This window comes from Mesorhizobium sp. M1169 (assembly GCF_040318345.1).
Taxonomy (GTDB): domain Bacteria; phylum Pseudomonadota; class Alphaproteobacteria; order Rhizobiales; family Rhizobiaceae; genus Mesorhizobium.
Genome location: NZ_JAMYME010000034.1, coordinates 19,278 through 37,343 on the forward strand (window position 1 = coordinate 19,278; position 18,066 = coordinate 37,343).

General features: G+C 62.4%; 17 protein-coding genes and 4 pseudogenes. 14 read left to right on the forward strand and 7 right to left on the reverse strand.

The features are described 5' to 3' along the window. Nucleotides 1-427 precede the first annotated feature (427 nt). From NKH41_RS25745 to NKH41_RS25760, 4 genes and pseudogenes are all read left to right on the forward strand, one after another. Nucleotides 428-1,507 carry an alpha/beta hydrolase family protein gene (locus NKH41_RS25745; RefSeq protein ID WP_352781245.1) on the forward strand — a complete coding sequence of 360 codons (1,080 nt, stop codon included), beginning with the start codon at nt 428-430 and terminating at the stop codon, nt 1,505-1,507. A gap of 403 nt (nt 1,508-1,910) precedes the next feature. Then, a complete protein-coding gene (locus NKH41_RS25750; RefSeq protein ID WP_352452314.1) occupies nt 1,911-2,348 on the forward strand; it encodes a curlin in 438 nt (145 codons plus the stop codon). Between the two features lie 69 nt (nt 2,349-2,417). Then, entirely contained in the window at nt 2,418-2,819 is a 402-nt protein-coding gene (gene csgH, locus NKH41_RS25755) for a curli-like amyloid fiber formation chaperone CsgH (protein ID WP_352771160.1), read from the forward strand. Between the two features lie 168 nt (nt 2,820-2,987). Next, nucleotides 2,988-3,400: pseudogene (locus NKH41_RS25760) on the forward strand (curlin). Nucleotides 3,401-3,812: 412 nt separating this feature from the next. On the opposite strand, the pseudogene NKH41_RS25765 reads toward NKH41_RS25760, so the two are convergent. Beyond that, a pseudogene (locus NKH41_RS25765) lies at nt 3,813-4,830 on the reverse strand (MFS transporter). Between the two features lie 272 nt (nt 4,831-5,102). Here NKH41_RS25765 and NKH41_RS25770 point away from each other — a divergent pair. Then, a pseudogene (locus NKH41_RS25770) lies at nt 5,103-5,351 on the forward strand (glutathione S-transferase family protein); the annotation flags it as partial. Between the two features lie 55 nt (nt 5,352-5,406). Here the strand turns inward: NKH41_RS25770 and NKH41_RS25775 are convergent. Then, entirely contained in the window at nt 5,407-7,077 is a 1,671-nt protein-coding gene (locus tag NKH41_RS25775; protein ID WP_352771161.1) for an FAD-dependent oxidoreductase, read from the reverse strand. 348 nt (nt 7,078-7,425) lie between these two features. On the opposite strand from NKH41_RS25775, the gene NKH41_RS25785 reads away from it, so the two are divergent. Genes NKH41_RS25785 through NKH41_RS25795 form a run of 3 tightly spaced genes read left to right on the forward strand, consistent with a single transcriptional unit; the run spans nt 7,426 to nt 9,604 of the window. Continuing rightward, the gene (locus tag NKH41_RS25785; RefSeq protein WP_352771163.1) at nt 7,426-8,781 is read left to right on the forward strand and encodes a selenium-binding family protein; all 1,356 of its coding nucleotides are present in this window, start codon (nt 7,426-7,428) and stop codon (nt 8,779-8,781) included. Beyond that, nucleotides 8,778-9,149 carry a 2Fe-2S iron-sulfur cluster-binding protein gene (locus NKH41_RS25790; protein ID WP_352474288.1) on the forward strand — a complete coding sequence of 124 codons (372 nt, stop codon included), beginning with the start codon at nt 8,778-8,780 and terminating at the stop codon, nt 9,147-9,149. Before NKH41_RS25785 ends, NKH41_RS25790 begins: the two co-directional genes overlap by 4 nt. A 5-nt stretch (nt 9,150-9,154) precedes the next feature. Next, on the forward strand, nt 9,155-9,604 hold the full coding sequence (locus tag NKH41_RS25795) for a CoA-binding protein (RefSeq protein WP_352771286.1): 450 nt from the start codon (nt 9,155-9,157) through the stop codon (nt 9,602-9,604). Nucleotides 9,605-9,680: 76 nt separating this feature from the next. Here NKH41_RS25795 and NKH41_RS25800 read toward each other — a convergent pair whose 3' ends face one another. The 4 genes from NKH41_RS25800 to NKH41_RS25815 all read right to left on the reverse strand — a co-directional run bounded on the left by NKH41_RS25800 (nt 9,681) and on the right by NKH41_RS25815 (nt 13,023). Then, complete coding sequence (locus NKH41_RS25800) at nt 9,681-10,925, reverse strand: NAD(P)-binding domain-containing protein (RefSeq protein ID WP_352474324.1); 1,245 nt, start codon at nt 10,923-10,925, stop codon at nt 9,681-9,683. A 41-nt stretch (nt 10,926-10,966) separates the two neighbouring features. Next, on the reverse strand, nt 10,967-11,524 hold the full coding sequence (locus tag NKH41_RS25805; protein WP_023679231.1) for an OsmC family protein: 558 nt from the start codon (nt 11,522-11,524) through the stop codon (nt 10,967-10,969). 316 nt (nt 11,525-11,840) lie between these two features. Next, entirely contained in the window at nt 11,841-12,353 is a 513-nt protein-coding gene (locus tag NKH41_RS25810) for an OmpA family protein (RefSeq protein ID WP_352771165.1), read from the reverse strand. A 10-nt stretch (nt 12,354-12,363) separates the two neighbouring features. After that, nucleotides 12,364-13,023 carry a L,D-transpeptidase gene (locus NKH41_RS25815; protein ID WP_352771167.1) on the reverse strand — a complete coding sequence of 220 codons (660 nt, stop codon included), beginning with the start codon at nt 13,021-13,023 and terminating at the stop codon, nt 12,364-12,366. A gap of 87 nt (nt 13,024-13,110) precedes the next feature. Here NKH41_RS25815 and NKH41_RS25820 point away from each other — a divergent pair. Then, nucleotides 13,111-13,389, forward strand: a pseudogene (locus tag NKH41_RS25820) (NAD-binding protein); the annotation flags it as partial. Between the two features lie 12 nt (nt 13,390-13,401). Here NKH41_RS25820 and NKH41_RS25825 read toward each other — a convergent pair. Further along, entirely contained in the window at nt 13,402-14,295 is an 894-nt protein-coding gene (locus NKH41_RS25825; RefSeq protein WP_352780197.1) for a LysR family transcriptional regulator, read from the reverse strand. Nucleotides 14,296-14,447: 152 nt separating this feature from the next. Between NKH41_RS25825 and NKH41_RS25830 the strand changes: the two genes are divergently transcribed. The 5 genes from NKH41_RS25830 to NKH41_RS25850 are packed head-to-tail and all read left to right on the forward strand — an operon-like array spanning nt 14,448 to nt 18,049. After that, complete coding sequence (locus tag NKH41_RS25830; RefSeq protein ID WP_352780198.1) at nt 14,448-15,638, forward strand: MFS transporter; 1,191 nt, start codon at nt 14,448-14,450, stop codon at nt 15,636-15,638. Then, nucleotides 15,635-16,105, forward strand: coding sequence for a cyclophilin-like fold protein (locus tag NKH41_RS25835; RefSeq protein ID WP_352771172.1), 471 nt, complete (start codon nt 15,635-15,637; stop codon nt 16,103-16,105). The genes NKH41_RS25830 and NKH41_RS25835 overlap by 4 nt, the downstream gene beginning before the upstream one ends. A gap of 19 nt (nt 16,106-16,124) precedes the next feature. Then, nucleotides 16,125-16,520, forward strand: a complete 396-nt coding sequence (locus NKH41_RS25840) for a (R)-mandelonitrile lyase (protein ID WP_352780199.1) — start codon at nt 16,125-16,127, stop codon at nt 16,518-16,520. Between the two features lie 25 nt (nt 16,521-16,545). Beyond that, nucleotides 16,546-17,562 (forward strand): zinc-dependent alcohol dehydrogenase family protein, encoded by a 1,017-nt coding sequence (locus NKH41_RS25845; protein WP_352780201.1) that lies wholly within the window; start codon nt 16,546-16,548, stop codon nt 17,560-17,562. A gap of 58 nt (nt 17,563-17,620) precedes the next feature. After that, nucleotides 17,621-18,049, forward strand: a complete 429-nt coding sequence (locus NKH41_RS25850) for a lipocalin-like domain-containing protein (RefSeq protein WP_352780203.1) — start codon at nt 17,621-17,623, stop codon at nt 18,047-18,049. Nucleotides 18,050-18,066: the final 17 nt, after the last annotated feature.

The window sequence follows — 18,066 nt, forward strand, 5'->3', positions numbered from 1 at the left end:
CCTGGTGTCCGCTATGCGGCGACATTTAGTTCGAAGGGGATTGGTGGCAGTGTTGAAAGCGGAGAGAACGGTCTCCCGCTACCACCTTCAAAGTCCAAACAATTCTCCGGTCCCCTCACGGCGGCCTGAAGCCCAGCGGTCTGAAGTGACAATGCCCCGACCATTGTGGGGCCGGGAGCGGTCCGGCCGGTTCTGGTATGAACGCGTGAGAATGCAGACATTCAATCCGGTGGGTCCGAGTCTCGAACTGACCCGTTCCGCACGTTCCTAAAGCTGCAACTCCTCTCAGTCCACTCAAGCGAAGACTCAGGGCAGCAAAACGATCGAACGTACCATATAGATGGACTGTGGGCAGCACTCGGGCTTGACGTCTTGCCGTCATGGGTGAACGGTAGCGGCAGCCTGGCACCGCGCAGGAAGGCACGTTATGATCAAGGCTGTCTTGGGTTTTCTTCTGCTGCCTTGGCTTGTCATCTTGCCCCTGATCGCAGTGACACCCGCGATCGCAACCGATTTCAGCCAGCCCGGTCCTTTCGCGATCGGTATTCAGAAGTTCACGATACCTGACGTGACTGGTGAGCACCCGCTGGAAACATGGGTCTGGTATCCCGCTGCTGGTCCTGCGCCAGCTCCCGCCGGCGCAATCCTGAAGACGACGCCGGAGGCACCGCCGGCAACGACCGGTCCCTATCCGCTGCTTGTGCTGATCCCCGGATCCTCGATGCCGGGCATAGCCTACACCCGCTGGGGCCAGTTTCTCGCGACCTACGGGTTCGTTGTCTTCGCTTCGAGCTATGATACCGGATTCGACGTTCGCCGATTGCTCTATTATCGTTCTGCCAACGTGCTTCGTGTGATCGGCTACGCCGATACAATGACAGCCCCGGGTGGCAAACTCGCTGGACTCATAGATACCTCCCACATCGGCGTCTGGGGGCATTCATCGGGCGGAGCGACTGCGCTCCAGGCGGGAGGCGCTCGGGTCGACTTTAAAGCCCTGGATAGCTGGTGCGCTGCAAATGAGGCCCAGAAGTATGGCGACTCATGCCAATTTGTAGGTTTCGAGCCAACGATTGCCAAACTCTACGGCGCTGCGGACCCGTTTGCGGAGCCGATGCCACCCATTTGGGATAGCCGCGTGGCGGCGCTCGTTCTCGCAGCTCCGGGCGGCGAGCTGCAGGTATTCGGCGCCACTGGCATTGCGGCTGTCAAAGTGCCGACGCTCATACTGGTCACTTCTGACGACGAGATGGTGAAGCCGGAATTCAATGCCCTATGGGCGCATGATAGCATCGGAAGTCGAGATAAGGCGTTGGCCGTATTCGACAAGGGTGGGCACATGATGTTCGCATACGGTTCCGGTTCCGGTCCGCAGTTCGATCAAGCCAAGACGCTGACCGCGGCATTCTTCCTCAGTATTCTAAAAGGTGATCCCATGGGGCAGGCGGCGCTGCGACCCGGCGAGGCGTCGTTTCCGGGCCTCCACTATAAAACGACCTTCCACTGAGCCGACCGGACTCGTTGCTGGACAGGTGGAGGCGCTCGTGTGGCCAACGGCAACACGTGGTCCGCTTGTGGCGCAACCGCGATCACCAATGCGGTGGCCGGTAATGTCCTCTTTAAGGCAGTTGCAAAGCTAACTTTGACGACCGACATGAGGCGCATTGCCGTCCGGCAGCCTGTGGGCCGGAAGCGGCCAACCCCAAGTATAGAAATGACCCAACACCGGCCGCCCTTGGCGAGTGTGCTCCACCCATTGCCCTAGCGAATAGCGGCCTGACCGCCGCAGCCACGACCCGCGCAAGCCCTCCTGAACCCCAGCTGAACGCCGCCTTCAGCCTTAGTTCGAACGGCATCTCCTAAAAAGAAGCCGTTCAACCGCGGTCCCGTCCGCCAAAGGAGACGCTCTCATGATCCGCAATTCTTTCATCGCAACCGCGCTTGCCGCTCTTGTCGGTATCACTGCCGCCGCTCCGGCCATGGCCAATGACGTGCGCATCGAGCAATATGGCTGGTCGAACTCGGCCGGCGGCGCCCAGAACGGCTTCAAAAACCGTATCCGGGTGTATCAGAACGGCCGCTTCAACAAGGTGATCGGCCAGCAGCGCGGCCGCCACAACCTTTCGGCTATCGGCCAGGACGGGGCCGGCAACTACGGCGCCACCTACCAGAACGGCAACCGCAACGTGGCCGGCGTCGGCCAGTTCGGCTCCAACCACACCACTATTCTGACCCAGGACGGTAACGGCAACATTGCTGCCGGCGTACAGGTGGGCCACGGCTGCGATGCCAATGTCAGCCAGGGCGGCAGCGGCAATGTCGCAGCTTTCGTCCAGGCCTGCCCATAAACACGGCAACGGCCAGACGGCCGCGGAAAGATTCCGCGGCCGCCGCTAGCCAAGCCAAGGAGACGAACCATGCCCCGCATCGTCAAGCATTCCCGCCGCGTCATGGCGGCACTCGCCCTGGTCCTGGTCCCGGCCGGCGCGCTGGCGACCATGGCCAACGCCGACCAGTCCGTTGGGCCGGTGCGCTGCGAGATCCGCGCCACGCCGGAAGGGGGCATGGTCTTGCTTGAGGCGCTTGCCTATGCTGACAGAAACGTGAGTGGCACCTATTCCTTCCATGTCGAAAGCACCGGTCGCACCGACGGCACCAGCATCGAGCAGGGCGGCGCCTTCAACGCCGCGCCCGGCAAGCCAGCTACGCTCGGCGCTATCACGCTCGACGCAAAGGGCGGCGTTTACGACGCCAAGCTCGAAGTTGCGGTCGATGGCAAGAGCATCGGCTGCGCCGCGCGGGTCGGCGGCGCGACCTGATCGCACCGGCCAGTTTACGAAAAAGGGCGTCGGCGTTCGGCGCCTTTTCTATGTGTGCCGAGCCGGGAAAAATGAATGAACGACAGCTGAACGATGGGTTCCGGGATGGTTCAGCCGCAATTCGGGAAGGTTGGCCATAGGCTGAGGCAGCCAGAAATGAAGACCAAGATGACCCGCAATATGTTCATAACCCTTACTGCCGCTCTCGTTGCGGCAGCATCGGCCAGGTGGCGCTGTCCGCACCGACCTACGCAGGAGGCCGGGTGTCGGTGACATTTGCTCCTGCCAACGCTCGCGACGCCGGCGCCCTGGCGACCGGCCTGCGCGTCTATTCGAAGTATCGCGGCCTGCACGGCGCCAGAATCCGTCAGTCCGGACACGGTAATGCTGCTGGCCTCGGCCGGAACGGCCGCGGCAATCTGGGCATCATCCATCAGGAGGGCAACGGCCATTCCGCCATCCTGAGGCAGAACGGCAACGACAACGCCTACGGTATTTTCCAGTTCGGAAGGAACACCGAGGCGAATGTCGTGCAGAACGGCGACGGTGGTGGCGGCGCCATCTTCAGCTACGGCTGGTAACGGCCGATAATCGGGGCGCGAGCGGGACTCGATCCCCTTGCGCGCGACCCAATCATTCGGGCCGAACATCTCGGCAGAGCCGAAGATGACCCCGCGGCTTCCTCCTTGGGAGGTTTTTCAACGCGGGCCGATGTCGACCCAGCCGCACCCCTCGCGCTGCGGCCCACATCGAAAAACCTTCACCGATGCGGACCTTCTGCAGCGGCTTTTCCACGCATAGCAGACGTTCGACGGAACGGGTGATCCTGCCCCGGCAAACACCGATGATATCAGATAAAGTGCGGCAGACAATGTCACGAGGAAGCGAGGCGACATTTCACGCTCCGCGACAGCCGGAAGTGATCGACAACTTTCCAACGTTTTGCTTCGCGATTGACCCATCCTGGTCAAACACCCCAAACCGGCGGCTGCATCACCGTTCCTCCGGCGGCTTGAGGTGCCGAAACTGCATCAGCAGCAGCAGATCGTAAGCGATCTTCAGTGCACCGCAGATGATCAGGGGCCAAGCCCGGAACGAGGCAGCGAACAGAGCGCCCGCCAGGGCGGGACTGGCTGCGGCAGCCAAACTGCGCGGTACCGATGTGAAGCTTGCGGCGGCTGCCCGCTCCGCCTCGGTGACGCGGAATGTGTGTGAACACCATCGTGTTGATGAGTCCGATGTGCCGCGACAGCCAGGCGGCAACGGGGAATGAGAACGCCGAAAGCACCCCGGACCAGAAGAAGAAAAAGCCCGCTTCCGAAAGCGACAGGTCGAATTTTTCGAAAAGCCACAGGGCAAGCAGCGACTGGACGAGGAAGCCGCCGGCAAAGGCATCAAGGCTAAAAAGGGCCGCAAGCCTGAAAACGATATTCCGCGAGGGGCCAAGCGCGGACGTGCTGCCGGAGTCCGACGTTGGACGGCGCCGCGGGATCTGCGCGTAAAGGAGACCGCCGAGCAGGCCCAGCAACGCATAGAGCACGAACATCGCCTTGATGCCGGTGAGTTGGTCGAGGCCGGCTGGAGCCAGAAGATCAGGGGTTGCCGAAGCGAACGCGCCAACCGCGGCTGCGAGCGCACCCACAAGGCTGTAGCGCGCGAACATCTTGGTCCGCGCGGCGTCGGTGACTTCGCGTGTGAGGACGGCATGCTCTAAGGGCACGAACACGCTGACGCTGCCGGCCGACGGGTTGATGGTGCCTGCGAAGGCGATCATCAAAAGCAGCGCGTAGTCGTGGACCACAGCAAAGGCCACACCCGTGGCCACCATCAGACTGGCGGCGGCAAGCAGGAGTTGGCGGTGATCGCGTCGGGCACCAAGGAGTCCGACGGCGATGGTCAAGAGCGCTGAACCGAGCAGCGATCCGGTTGCTATGATGCCGACCTGCAGAGGCGCGAAGCCTAATGCGAGGAGATAGACCGGCAACAGAACGGCCACGAAGCCGTCGCCCATGTCGCGCAAGGCTCGGGCCGCAAAAAGAAAAGTCGCCGGGCGGATCTGCTGCACTGGTCTAGCCTGCCCCCATCACCTGCGTTGGCGTCAACGGCTTTGGCAGCGTCGCTCGACAGGGCCGGAAGATCATGACGGAGTCGCGTTAGACATTCCAGCGAGGCGAAGGCCATGAAGTTCGGGACGTGGGTCAGAATTCCCCGTGGTCTTGCTTTGGTAATGTCCAGGAAGGGGCGCATTGCCGCCCGCCAGCCTTGGGGCCGCTGACGACCCGCGACGAGACCTGGCATAAGCAGCGCCTGCCCATGGTCGAGGATCGCATCCGTGGCCGGCTCGGCGAACTTTCCGATCGCCTGGGCAATGCCGACTGGCTCGATGGTGCGTTCAGGGCCGGTGACCTTCTGATGGTGGCGGTGCTGCGCAGGTTGAACGGATCGGGTATACTGGACGAATATCCGAACCTCTCCGCTTATGTAGCCCGCGGCGACGTGCGGCCAGCCGTCAAGCGTGCTTTCGATGCTTAATTGGCGGTTTTCACGCCGCATCGACCGGCTGATGACATTCTGGTTACTTGACCCTCTAGCTTTGGTTGCGGTCTACTTTCTCTTCATTGGCCAGATACTGGTGGACGAAGGCGATGGCCATGCTGCCCTCGCCGACCGCCGAGGCAACGCGTTTGACCGGGCTCAGGCGTACGTCGCCGCAGGCGAAGATGCCGGGCGCGCTGGTCTCGAGCAGGTAGGGGTCGCGGCCATGCGACCAGAGCCCGGCCTTCTTCACGTCGTCGCCGGTCAGCACATAACCGCGTGCATCGCGCGCTACGTCGGCCGGCAGCCACTCGGTCTCGGCGTTGGCGCCGATGAACACGAACAGCCCGCCGCATTGGTGCCGGCTCACCTCGTTGCCGGTCTTGTCGAGAATGTCGATCGCCGTCAGGTGCGTCTCGCCGTGCACGGCCTGGACTTCGGAGTGAAGCTGGACCTTTACGTTGCATTTCGCCCTGAGCTGCTCGATCAGATAGTGAGACATGCTGTCGGCAAGCGAGGGGCCGCGCACCAGCAGCGTCACGCTGCGCGCATGGCCGGAAAAATGCATCGCCGCCTGGCCGGCCGAATTGCCGGCGCCGATCAGGTAGACATCCTGCCCATGCGTGCTGCTCGCCTCGCTGCGCGCGGCGCCATAATAAACGCCTTTGCCGATCAACCGGTCGAACCCGTCGATGGCAAGACGGCGCCAGGCGACGCCGGTTGCCAGGATGAGGCTGCGGGCGCGCACGACATCGGTGCCGTCGAGCACCACCTCGTGCGTCGTCGGGTCGATGCCGGCGACCGAACGGGTGACCAGGATTTCGGCGCCGAGCCGCTTTGCCTGCTGCAGCGCGCGGCTGGCAAGCTCGTCGCCGGAAATGCCGCTTGGAAAGCCGAGATAGTTCTCGATGCGCGAGGATGTTCCCGCCTGCCCGCCGGGCGCCTCGCGTTCGACGACGATGGTGCGCAGCCCCTCGGAGGCGCCATAGACCGCAGCCGCAAGACCGGCCGGTCCGCCGCCGATGATCGCGACGTCGTACTCGGCGCCGCGCGGGCGCGTCTGCAGCCCGAGGCGGATGGCAAGATCGCGCACGGCGGGTGCTTCGATAATCTCCCCGTCCGCCAGCCGGGCAACGGGACCATCGAGAGCCGGCCTGCTGAGGGCAGACCAGAAAGCCTCGGCATCCGACGTGTCGGGCAACAGCCAGGTGAACGAAATCTGGTTGCGGGCCAGAAACCGGCGCAGTTCGCCGCACGCCGTGTCCCAGCGATGGCCGACCAATGTGACGCGCGGCCTCTGCGGCTCGGCAGTGACGCTTTGCAGCCCGCCCATCCGCTCGCGGGCAAGCGCGCTGACCTTTTGGGCCACGTCCTTTGACACCGCGGCGATGGAATAATACTGCTGAACGTCGATGCGCATGACGCGGGAAGATTCGGCGGCGCGATAGCCACCGGGAAAACCCGAGCCAAGCGCAATCGGCACCTCGCCGAAGATCGTTCCCGGCAGACGCCAACCCAGCGTTCGCTCGATGCCGTCGAAGGTCTTTACGACTTCGATCTTGCCGGCGAGAACCGCAAACAGCGCGGCCTCTCCACCCTCGTGAATCGCGAACTCTCCGGGGCTGAGGTGAAGATCGGCCGCTGCCCGCGCCAGCCGCTCCAGCTCTGCCGCCGGCAAACCCGAAAACAACGGGATTGCTCCCACTTCATCACTTGTCAGCATGGCCCCTCGCGGGAGCCAGTTAGCGTTGTTTTTTTGCCGTGATCAATAAAAAAGCGAGGCGGAGCCGCGTTTTGGGAGAGAGCGCAACTTCCCCGTTGTTGTACCGTTGTTGTGGGGGAGATCGGCAGCCTCGACGCCATGTCACGCATGCTCGTAGCTCGCTCAATCCGGACGGCAGGTGGATGATCGTCGAGCCGTTCGCCCACGATCATCTGGCTGTCAACCCCGTCGGGCGCGCCTATTATGCCGCCTCCGCCTCCCCGGCCATAGCGCCAATGCCAAGCATGCACTAACATTCCAGCTTGCCCCTTTGGGGCTGGCGAGTGATCTGTTCAAAGGGAAGTACCCATGACCAATCATTGCTGTGGACCGGGCTATGCTTCTCCAGCCGAGGCGATGACGGCACCTCGCGAAAAGCTGCTCTATACGATTGCCATCTACACCGGCACGGGCATTCAGAAGCCGGACTATCTGTGCACGATTGATGTCGACCCGGAGAGTTCGACCTACAGCCAGGTGATTTCGCGTTTGCAAATGCCGGGTATTGGCGATGAGCTTCATCACTCGGGCTGGAATGCCTGTTCGTCGTGCCATGGCGATGCGAGCATGGAGCGGAAATATCTGATCGTGCCGGGTGTGCGCTCGTCAAATCTGCATATTGTCGATTGCGGTACCGATCCGCGCAGCCCGACACTGTTCAAGGTGATAGACGGCGCTGAAATCAAAGCCAGGACTAACCTGTCGGCGCCACACACGGTGCATTGCCTCGGCTCGGACATCATCGTTTCCATGCTTGGTGACGCCCAGGGCAATGCCCCCGGCGGCTATTTGCAACTCAGCAAGGAGTTCGAGATTGTCGGCCGCTGGGAAAATTCCATGGGCAGGATCAAGTTTGGTTATGATTTCTGGTACCAGCCGCGACACAACGTAATGGTCAGCTCGGAATGGGCCGCGCCCAATACCTTCATGCCTGGCTTTGACCTGGAAGAGGTTGGTCATCTGAAATATGGCCGAGAGATCCATTTGTGGGATTTTGAAAAGAAGGAGCCAAAGCAAACATTCTATCTCGGTGAAGATGGCTTGATCCCACTGGAAGTGCGATTCCATCATAACCCCGACAGCAGTCACGGCTTTGTTGGCGCGGCCCTTTCTGCAAATATCATCCATTGGTGGAAGAACGCGGCGGGTGACTGGCAATGGGAAAAAATTGTCGATGTCGGCAATGAGCCGCATCCCGCATGGCCGATACCAATACCGGGCGTGATCTCGGTTATTCTGCTCAGCATGGACGATAGATACCTCTATCTGTGCAACTGGTTGCATGGCGACATTCGTCAGTACGACATCTCGGACCCTCACAACGCCAAGCTTACCGGACAAGTGTGGATGGGCGGACTTCTCGGCCGTGCGCCTGAGGTCAATGGCGTGAAAGTGACTGGCGGGCCTCAGATGATACAGCTCAGCCTCGACGGCAAGCGCCTTTATGTGACGACCTCACTCTTCTCGACGTGGGATAATCAGTTCTATCCGGAAATCCGCACCAATGGCGGATGCATGCTGATGGTCAATTGCAATACGGAAAACGGCGGCATGGAAATCGATCCGCTATTCGTTGTTGATTTTGGTAAGGAACCAAATGGACCAAGCCGCTGCCACGAAACCCGTTATCCCGGGGGTGATTGCACGAGTGACATCTGGGTATGACCTGCTTCACCATCATTCTCGCCAATCAAGGCGGTGCGGCCTTTGACGTCGATCACCGCAAGCCCCTCTTGCAAAGCTTGCGCGAGCAGGGCGTGGATCTGCCGTATGGGTGCAAGTATGGCGGCTGCATAACCTGTGCGGCCAAAATAATCAGCGGCAAAGTCGATCAAAAAGCGCAGCGGGCGCTGAACAACCGCCAGATCAACAATGGCTATATAATCCTCTGCGTCGCCCGCCCTTTGAGCGACTGCACGCTGGAGGTCGGCGTTGAGAGCCACGACAAGCTCTATCGCAACCCCTTCCTTGACCCGCTGGCCGCTCATGAATTGAAAGCCGATATTGCGACCCCGTTGGAAGCAAAGAAATGACCCATATGAATCATGATGAGCCCTATTCGGAGGCTTATCTGCAAGACATTCTGAAATCGGTCAAAACCATCGCGATGGTTGGGGCCAGCCCCGATAAAACTAAATTTTCCTATGGGGTACTCAGGGTGCTGCACGAAATCGGCTACGACATGATCCCGGTCAACCCCAGTCCCGGTCTGGATGAGATTCGAGGGCTTAAGGTGTACGCGTCACTAGCGGCCATCGACCGGCCTGTGGATATGGTTGAGGTTTTTCGCCGCTCCGAAGATCTGTTGGAAGTTGCACAGGAGGCCATCGCAATCAACGCCAAGGTTCTGTGGGGTCAGATTGGGGTGCGCGATGACGCTGCCGCCCAGTTGGCGGAGAAAGCGGGCTTGAAAGTGGTGATGAACCGCTGTCCAAAGATTGAGTTGTTCCGCCCCTTCTGGAAGCCAAAGCTGCATTTGGGAATATGACTGCAGGGGCGCAGAATTCGGGGTTGTCGCGGCAACCAACCTGTTCCCTCTGGAGTCTCAGACGTTGATTCTGCTATCAGATTGAATTTTGCCCGAGGTACGATGCCAGATGATCGCTGAGATCACGCGCGTCGTCGCCAGCGCCGTCGATTAGAGCAGACTTGCGGCGGCGCAGAAACTGCGTCCCCATCAGGTACAGGCCCGGATGTTCCGCTACACCGCCGTCGTGACGGACGTGGCCCTTGCGGTCGAGGACCGGCAGTTCCAGCCAGGAGTAGTCCGGCCGGTAGCCGGTGGCCCAGATGATCGTCCTGATAGCGCCTCCGGCAAGATCGAGGCCGAGCGGCGGGTTGTCCTCGACACGGGTCGGCGGCGGGCGATCCGGCGGCCCGACCGTAGCGTCCAGGCCGTTGGCGCGCGCCCATTCGTCGATGAGGTCGAGCAGCCGGGCCATCTTGAGATCGGAAAGCGCGCACATGTTGCGCAACGACCCCGCAAACTGGGCCTTGCCGTCTTCGGTGATGCCGGCAAGACGACCGATGAGCCGGACGCCGAGGTCGTCGAGCGCATTGAGGTCGAGGGTGATGCGGTCGGGCGTGCCGGCAAGCTGTAGCGAAGGAACCCGTCGCGCCCGCCTGATGTCGTCCACCTCGTCGTAACGCTCGTCGAGCACGCCGGCGGCGTCCATCCACCATTCCAGGTCCTTGCCGCGATATACGCGGGGCGCCCGGATGTGCTCGCCCACCGACAGGGTCACTTGACGCCCCGAACGCTGCAGCTCCTGTGCGATCTGGGTGCCGCTCGACGACGCGCCCACCACCATCACGCCACCGTCGGCGACCTGACCCGGATTGCGGTAGGACTGTGCCGTCAGCATGGCGACCGACGGCGGCACGCGGCTGGCGACGTCGGGCAGGCGCGCGATGTTGCACGCGCCCGACGCCAGCACGACGGTCCGACACCGCCACTCGCCGCGGTCCGTGCGCACAAGATATCCCGCCCCGTCGCTGCGAACCGAGGTGACGGTCGTGTGGGTTCTGACCGGAGCCGAGATCGCCTTGGCATAGTTCCCGAGGAAGTCGATCACCTCAGGCATCGTCCGGTAGCCGTCGGGATCGTCGCCGTCATAGCGAAAGCCCGGCAGCCGGCTCTGCCAGTTCGGGGTGAGCAGCCGCAGTGAATCCCATCGCTCGGTGCGCCAGGTATGGGCGATCTCGCCGCGCTCCAGCAGCACATGGTCGATAGAGCGCTCCGCGAGGCAGCGGCTCATCGCGAGCCCCGCGTGCCCCGCGCCGACGATCGCTGTGGTGACGGAACTAATCGCACCCTCTCATCAGGAGAGTCTACGGTTCGAAGCGCCTTTCAATTCACCACGACCGTGACGTTCGTCGGATTGGTGACAATGTCATAGACCGCCGACCGCTTCTGCGACTGAGCGACGATAGCCTCGATGTCCTCGCGCTTTGCGTCGGCGTCGATGTTGTATTTCACCGTGATGCCGCTGAAGCCGTTGCGCACGTCGCTGTCGATGCCGAGAATTCCGGCGAGATCCATGTCGCCTTCGATGGTCGCCTTCACCGACTTCAACTGGATGTTCCGGTTCTGGGCAACCGCGGCGATGCCGGCGGTCAGGCAACTCGCCAGTCCGACCAGCACGTATTCGACGGGCGTGGCGCCCTTGTCCTGGGAAGCGAAGACCTCCGGATGGTCTGCGTCGAATGTGAAGGTGGTCTTGCGATGCTGATCCTCGCCGAGACCGTAGAAGCTCTCGACCGACGAGTGGCTGTGGGTGCCATCCTTCCATTCGCAGGCCGCGCGCCACTTGAACTGCGCTGCCTCCGGGGCGTTGGTGAGCGCTTCGCGTGCGCCGAGCAGCGCCTCTACGTTAACACCGTTGTTTGCCTGTACTTCGGAAGCCATAATTATTATCCTCCCTACCTTGCACTGGCTCAAAAACCCGACCGATCTCACTGACCTCAGATTTCACCATGGCGCGGCATGCTATGGGTCGCGAAGCGTTTCTTCAAGTTGTTTCCGCAGCGGAATGTTCGCCCTCGTGTGCCGAGTTGTGCCTTTGCAGGCTCTGGCGCGATCACGACCTTCAGCGCGGTCAATCGCAGTGTCTGCTTCCGGGGGAGGCAAAGTTCGCCTCTATGGCCGACATTGCGGCGCAAAGCAGCCATACCGCCGTCGCGTGCGAGACTCTGCTTCGGGTCACAAGCAGAACAGCAGCCCCCTACGGCTCGTCCCTCTCATCGCGCAAATTAGACACAACGCGGCGGTTCTGCGACCTGCAGGCGGTGTCGGGGCACTCGCGGACGAGCCTGTCCTTGCCGTAGCCCTTGGCCCACATGCGGTTGCGGTCTATGCCGCCGGCGGCGAGGTAGTCCATCACCGCATCGGCGCGCTGCTGCGACAGCGCCATTTCCTTTGCGCCGGGATCGTCGGCGAAACCCTGCAGCTTGAGCAGCCAGCGCGGATGCTTTGCCAACCAGGCGATCTGGGTGTCGAGGGTGGCCTTGGCGACGGAATCGAGCGCGGCCGAACCTTGCGTGAAATAGGTGCGGCGGCCGACATTGAGGATAAAATCCTCCTCGCTGCCCGGCTGCACGTTCTGGAAGCCGGCAACCTCGGTGTTGGTGACGTCGGGCGTGGAAGGGGCCAGCGTGTTGCTGGTCGAGCAGGATGCGGCCAGCACCAGCAGGCCTGCGGCGAGCAGCCGGCGCGTGTTTTCAATGATGCGGTTCATGAGGCGCCAATCATTCGACAGTGGTGGAAGCGGGCGCCTGGTCGGCGATGTGCGGCAGGACCTGCACCGCGGTGCCGATCGGGCAGCGCTGGTAGAGGTCGATGATGTCTTCCGGGAACATGCGGATGCAGCCGCTGGAAGCGTCAGTGCCGATGCTCCATGGCTCCAGCGTGCCATGCAGGCGGTAGCCAGTGTCGGCGCCGTCGCGGTGCAGATAGAGCGCGCGCGGCCCGAGCGGATTGTTGGACGCGCCGCCTGCGATCGTGTCCGGTAGCTCCGGCCTGCGCTTGCGCATTTCGGGAGGCGGGACCCAGTCCGGCCACAGCGCGCGGCGGTCGATCGTCGCGCGGCCGTACCATTTGAAGCCGTCCTTGCCGACGCCGACGCCGTAGCGGATGGCGGTCTTGTTTTCCATGATGACGTAGAGGAAATGGTGGCGGGTATCGACCACGACGGTGCCGACCGGCTCGCTACTGAAATACTTGACGATCTGGCGATGCCATCTCTTGTCGATCTTCGCGAAGTTGGTCTTGCGATACACAAAATTGTTGTCGCTGGCGGTACCGGCGAAAAAGGATTTTGCCGCCGCTGCTTGAGCAATATTGCCGGTTGCACCCATCGCGACCAGCGCCAGGCCGCCGAGCACGACACCCCTGCGTGATAAAACCATCGGCAATATTCCCCCTCATGCCAAAAGCATGGCGGACCATAGTTGAGAATTACTTCGCCTCAAAGTGGAAAATGCTGCGTTGCTTCAGTGCGCCGTGTCCGGACATTCGTCATTGCCGGGTTCGGGCGGGTAGACCGGGTGATCGGCAGATTGCTCGACGAGCGTGGATACAGGTGGGTTGCAGTCGACCTCGACGCCAAAAATGTAGAGCGGTCCCGGAAAGAACGTCTACCGGTCTTTTTCGGCAACGCTTCGCAGGAGGAGATGGTGGCCGCCGCGAAAATTGACAGCGCAAAGGCCCTGGCGATCACTCTGGACGACCCCGAGGCAGCCAAATCGGTTCTTGCGGCGCTGAGACGCAAACTGCCCGACCTCCCGTCAGATGCGATGGCGGAGCGCCTCAACGATCACCGCCATCGCAGGCGAGAGCTGTCGCCTGCTCGGGTAGTAGAGGTGATAGCCCGCAAACGGCGGACTCCAGTCATCAAGCACGAGCCTAAGGCATCCGTTGGCGATTTGGTGGCTGACGAGGTTTTCCGGGACATAGGCGATCCCGAAACCGCTTATCGCAGCCTCGATCATGGGAATGGACGAATTGAAGGTGAGTTGGCCTTCCACCCGCACACGAAGGTCGCGGCCATCCTTGGCGAATTCCCAGGCATATAATCCGCCGAACGTCGCCTGCCGCATATTAATGCAGTCATGATCGACCAGATCCTGCGGTGCGGTCGGAACCGGATGGCGGGAAAAGTACTCCGGCGAAGCCACGGCGACGAGCCGCCAATCCGGCCCGATGCGCACTGCGATCATATCCCTGTCGATGCTCTCACCAAGCCGCACGCCTGCGTCGAAGCGCTCCTCCACAATGTTCTGCATGCCGTTGTCGCTGTAGAGCTCGACGCACACGTCAGGATAGTCGCCGAGCAAGGGCTGCAGCTTCGGCCAGACGGTCGTCTGGAGCGCATGGTCGGACAGCGAGATACGGACCGTTCCGGAGGGTTTGTCGCGAAAGGCCACCAGGCTTGCGAGGTCGGCTTCGATTTCCTCGAAGCGGGGAACAAGAGATTGGAAAAGTCGCTCGCCGGCCTCGGTCGGTGCGACGCTCCGCGTCGTACGTGTCAGCAGGCGGACGCCAAGACGAGCTTCAAGCTCCTTGATTGTCGAACTCAGGGTCGACTGCGAGGTTCCGAGCTTGGCCGCCGCCTTGGTGAAGCTGCGCTCCCGCGCGACCGCCACGAACCAGAGCAGATCCTTCATGCCATCGCGCTGCATAGGGCACCTCCGGTCGGACATTTATATCATGAGCAGATAAGTCCATGCGAATTACTTAGTCTAATAGAATGGGTTCCTCTGCAATATCTTCCGGCATGGCGACGGGGATGGGCGGCTGATCCGCCCCAGTCGTCTTGCAAGGATGCCAAACTATGGAAACGACCTACGACACAAGGCTTGTCGAAGACCGCGCCGCATGGGGCGCGGTGCTGTCGATGGCGCTGTGTGTTTCCGTGCTCATCGCGTCGGAATTCATGCCGGTCAGCCTGCTGTCGCCGCTAGCGGCCGATCTCGGCATCACCGAGGGCCGCACGGGACAGGCGATCTCGATTTCGGGCGCTTTCGCCGTCGTGACCAGCCTGCTGGTCGCCGGCCTCACGCGCCGGATCGACCGCCGACTGGTCGTGACCGGCTTTACCCTTCTCCTCATCGTGTCCGGGCTCGCTGTCACCTTCGCGCCGAACTACGCGTTCCTCATGGTCGGCCGGGCGCTACTCGGCATTGCGATCGGCGGGTTCTGGTCGATGTCGACCGCGATCGTCATGCGCCTCGTGCCGCAAGACATGGTTCCGAAGGGTCTCGCCATGCTAAACGCTGGCAATGCCATTGCGGCCACGCTCGCCGCGCCGCTGGGCAGTTTTCTTGGCGCCTATGTCGGCTGGCGCGGCGCTTTCTTCCTCGTCGTGCCGCTTGGGGTCCTGGCGCTGGTCTGGCAGTGGACAAGCCTGCCGGCGCTGCCCCCGCGCCGGAGGAAGCGTCCTGGCAATCCGCTGGCGCTCCTCGGCCGTCTTCCTGTCGCCACCGGCATGGCGTCAATCATGATGCTGTTCATGGGTCAGTTCGCCCTCTTCACCTATCTGCGGCCCTTCCTCGAGAGCGTCACTCAGCTCGACATCGCCGAGCTTTCGGCGATCCTGCTGGCGATGGGGCTGGCCGGGGTGCTCGGCACCCTCTGCATAGGCCGGCTCTTGCGCACGCGCCTGTTCAGCATCCTCATCGTCATCCCGCTTGTCATGGCCGCGCTGGCCGTAGCGCTCATCGCGTTCGGTACGATGCCAATTCCTACAGCGCCGCTGCTCGTTGCCTGGGGCTTTTTCGGCACGGCCGCGCCGGTTGGCTGGGGCACCTGGCTCAGCCGCACGTTGCCGGACGACGCGGAGGCCGGCGGCGGGTTGCAGGTAGCCGTCATCCAGCTCGCCATCACCGGCGGTGCCGCCATCGGCGGCACGCTCTTCGATACGGTCGGCTGGTGGGGAGCGTTCACTCTAGGCGCGGTGCTGCTCTGCGGATCAGCGCTCGCCGCCTTTGCCGCATCGCATTCGGCCCGGAGATCTTTGCCATGACCATCGAGCGTGCGCCGCTCAGCCGCAGGACATTGCTTGGCGCCGCGCTCGCGGTGGCGGCCCTGCCTCGCGCAGCCGCCAGCCAAGAAGGCGAAGCCCCTGTAAGCCAGGAGCCAACTGACATGAAGATCAGGATGATTTTCAACGGCCGCACCATGACCGCCACGCTCTACGACAATCCGTCGGCGCGGGACTTCTTCTCCATGCTGCCGCTCGACCTCAAGATCGAGGACTACGCGCATAACGAGAAGATCGCCTATCTGCCGCGCAAGCTGACTGAGGAGGGAAGCGGTCCGTTCGCCAACGAGCAGCCCTATGACCTGTGTTATTTCATGCCCTGGGGCAACCTGGCCATGTTCTACGCCGACTATCGCCATCCCGGGCTGATCAGGCTCGGCCGCTTCGACGATGGCGAGCAGGCCCTGCACATTCGCGGCGAGTTCCCGCTTCGCGTCGAACGCATTTGAGGACGCAAAAGAGAGCACCATGGATATTCTTCGCGCTGGCACGAGACCTTCCGGCAAGGGGCCACCTGACTGGTTCACCGGCACGGTGCGGATCGATCCGCTCTTCAATCCCTTCGATGCCGGGCGGGTCCAAGGCGCACAGGTGACCTTCGAGCCCGGCGCCCGCACCGCCTGGCATACGCATCCGCTCGGCCAGACGCTGATCGTCGTCTCGGGCCTTGGCCGCGTGCAGCTCGAGGGTGGCCTGGTCGAAGAAATCCGTCCGGGTGACGTCGTCTGGTTCGCGCCCGGCGAAAAGCACTGGCACGGCGCGTCGCCTCAGACCGCCATGACCCACATTGCCGTCCAGGAGGTCAAAGACGGCAAGGTCGTGGACTGGCTGGAACATGTCAGCGACGCCGACTACGGCGCCTGATCTTCTCCACTCGAAAGGAACCAAAATGCTCGCAACTGTTCTTCACAAACCGGGCGACATCCGCTGCGAGGAAATCGCCGATCCGAAAATCATGCGGCCGACGGACGCCATCATCAAGCTCTCGGCAAGCTGCATCTGCGGCTCGGACCTGTGGCCCTATCGCGGGCTGCAGCCGGTCGACGGCCCGATGCATATGGGCCACGAATATTGTGGCATCGTCGTCGAGGTCGGCGCAGAGGTGCGCACGGTCCGTCCCGGCCAGTTCGTCGTCGGCTCGTTCTGTCTCTCCGACAATACCTGCCCGCACTGCCGCTTCGGCTTCCAGTCGTCCTGCGTGCAACGCGAATTCATGTCGGGCGCGCAGGCACCTTATGCCCGCGTGCCGTTGGCGGATGGCACACTGGTCGCCACCGCCGAGGTGCCGCCGGCCGAACTCATCCCCGACCTGCTGGCCGTGTCCGATGTGCTCGGTACTGGCTGGTATGCGGCCGACGCAGCCGAGGTCCGAGAAGGATCGACAGTGGTGGTGGTCGGCGACGGTGCGGTCGGCCTGATGGGCGTGCTTGCGGCCAAGGAGATGGGCGCCGAGCGCATCATCGCCATGAGCCGGCACGTCAGCCGCCAAAAACTCGCCCGCGAGTTTGGCGCCACCGACATTGTGGCCGAGCGTGGCGAGGAAGGCGTCGCGCGCGTCCAGGAGCTCACTAAGGACGTCGGCGCGGACTCCGTGCTGGAATGCGTCGGCACGGCGGAATCCTTTGACCAGGCGCTGGCCTGCTCTCGCCCCGGCGGCACCATCGGCTATGTCGGCGTGCCGCATGGCGTGAGCTTCGATGGCCAGAATCTCTTCTTCGGCCAGAAGCGCATGCTGGGCGGCCCCGCGCCGGTGCGCCGCTTCCTGCCCGACCTCATGGACCGTGTGCTCAAGGGCAGGATCAGGCCCGGCAAGGTCTTCGACCTCAAGCTGCCGTTGGCCGAGGTCGCTGAAGGCTACCGCGCCATGGACGAGCGGCGCGCCATCAAGGTCATGCTTTCGGTGTGAGCGAAGATAGGGCGGACGGCCTGTTCGCACCCACAAATCAGAAAAGGAACAACGACATATGACGATGAGATTGAAGATCGCTGCGCTTGCGCTTTCGGTCGCCACGCCGGCTTTGGCCCAAGAGTCCCCGATCATTGGCGCATGGCGCATGAGGTCGCTCGAAGCCGGTGCCGATGGAAACCTCAAGCCCGTGCCATATTCCGGCCAGCTCATCTTCACCGAGGCCGGCACCCTCTCGGTGCAGGCCCAGAACCCCGACGCCAAGGCGCCGGACACGCCTTATACAGCGAATGGCTACGAAGCCTATTACGGGCCGGTCGCCATCAACGACCAGGACAAGACCTTCGTCATCACGATCGAGTCCTCCGTGGTCCGCAATCTTGTCGGGAAGAGCATGAAACGCAAATTCGAAGTCTTGGACAACAAACTGGTCCTCACCCCGGACAATCCGGCCGAAGGCTGGCGCGTGACCTACGAACGTTACTGATCGGAACAGCCCGACTG

Bases quoted from the DNA above. Each gene is read 5' to 3' on its own strand.
- NKH41_RS25825 (WP_352780197.1), bottom strand. From the start codon at position 14,295: ATGCAGCGCGATGGCATGAAGGATCTGCTCTGGTTCGTGGCGGTCGCG.
- NKH41_RS25785 (WP_352771163.1), top strand. From the start codon at position 7,426: ATGACCAATCATTGCTGTGGACCGGGCTATGCTTCTCCAGCCGAGGCG.
- NKH41_RS25805 (WP_023679231.1), bottom strand. From the start codon at position 11,524: ATGGCTTCCGAAGTACAGGCAAACAACGGTGTTAACGTAGAGGCGCTG.
- NKH41_RS25750 (WP_352452314.1), top strand. From the start codon at position 1,911: ATGATCCGCAATTCTTTCATCGCAACCGCGCTTGCCGCTCTTGTCGGT.
- NKH41_RS25830 (WP_352780198.1), top strand. From the start codon at position 14,448: ATGGAAACGACCTACGACACAAGGCTTGTCGAAGACCGCGCCGCATGG.
- NKH41_RS25795 (WP_352771286.1), top strand. From the start codon at position 9,155: ATGAATCATGATGAGCCCTATTCGGAGGCTTATCTGCAAGACATTCTG.
- NKH41_RS25835 (WP_352771172.1), top strand. From the start codon at position 15,635: ATGACCATCGAGCGTGCGCCGCTCAGCCGCAGGACATTGCTTGGCGCC.
- NKH41_RS25745 (WP_352781245.1), top strand. From the start codon at position 428: ATGATCAAGGCTGTCTTGGGTTTTCTTCTGCTGCCTTGGCTTGTCATC.
- NKH41_RS25850 (WP_352780203.1), top strand. From the start codon at position 17,621: ATGACGATGAGATTGAAGATCGCTGCGCTTGCGCTTTCGGTCGCCACG.
- csgH (WP_352771160.1), top strand. From the start codon at position 2,418: ATGCCCCGCATCGTCAAGCATTCCCGCCGCGTCATGGCGGCACTCGCC.
- NKH41_RS25815 (WP_352771167.1), bottom strand. From the start codon at position 13,023: ATGGTTTTATCACGCAGGGGTGTCGTGCTCGGCGGCCTGGCGCTGGTC.
- NKH41_RS25840 (WP_352780199.1), top strand. From the start codon at position 16,125: ATGGATATTCTTCGCGCTGGCACGAGACCTTCCGGCAAGGGGCCACCT.
- NKH41_RS25845 (WP_352780201.1), top strand. From the start codon at position 16,546: ATGCTCGCAACTGTTCTTCACAAACCGGGCGACATCCGCTGCGAGGAA.
- NKH41_RS25775 (WP_352771161.1), bottom strand. From the start codon at position 7,077: ATGCTGACAAGTGATGAAGTGGGAGCAATCCCGTTGTTTTCGGGTTTG.
- NKH41_RS25790 (WP_352474288.1), top strand. From the start codon at position 8,778: ATGACCTGCTTCACCATCATTCTCGCCAATCAAGGCGGTGCGGCCTTT.
- NKH41_RS25810 (WP_352771165.1), bottom strand. From the start codon at position 12,353: ATGAACCGCATCATTGAAAACACGCGCCGGCTGCTCGCCGCAGGCCTG.